Source organism: Bacillus cereus (assembly GCF_007678085.1).
GTDB classification, from domain to species: domain Bacteria; phylum Bacillota; class Bacilli; order Bacillales; family Bacillaceae_G; genus Bacillus_A; species Bacillus_A cereus_BE.
In genome coordinates this window covers 1-257 of sequence record NZ_VEDW01000039.1, presented here as the reverse complement: position 1 = coordinate 257, position 257 = coordinate 1, and the positions used below count along the sequence as shown (strand labels likewise).

Sequence of the window (257 nt, the reverse complement as noted above, 5' to 3'; positions counted from 1 at the left end):
CGCGCCCGAGAGGAGTCGAACCCCTAACCTCTTGATCCGTAGTCAAACGCTCTATCCAATTGAGCTACGGGCGCATATGGTGCCGAGGGCGGGGGTCGAACCCGCACGGTGGTCACCCACCGCAGGATTTTAAGTCCTGTGCGTCTGCCTGTTCCGCCACCCCGGCATGTCATATTGAAAATTGGAGCGGAAGACGGGATTCGAACCCGCGACCCCAACCTTGGCAAGGTTGTATTCTACCACTGAACTACTTCCGC

At 58.0% G+C, this 257-nt stretch carries 3 tRNA genes; all 3 read right to left on the bottom strand.

The features are described 5' to 3' along the window. The 3 genes from FS742_RS27245 to FS742_RS27235 all read right to left on the bottom strand — a co-directional run bounded on the left by FS742_RS27245 (position 1) and on the right by FS742_RS27235 (position 257). Positions 1-74 (bottom strand) — tRNA-Arg (locus FS742_RS27245). 3 nt (positions 75-77) lie between these two features. Beyond that, positions 78-166: transfer RNA gene (locus tag FS742_RS27240), tRNA-Leu, on the bottom strand. A gap of 16 nt (positions 167-182) precedes the next feature. Then, a tRNA-Gly gene (locus tag FS742_RS27235) sits at positions 183-257 on the bottom strand.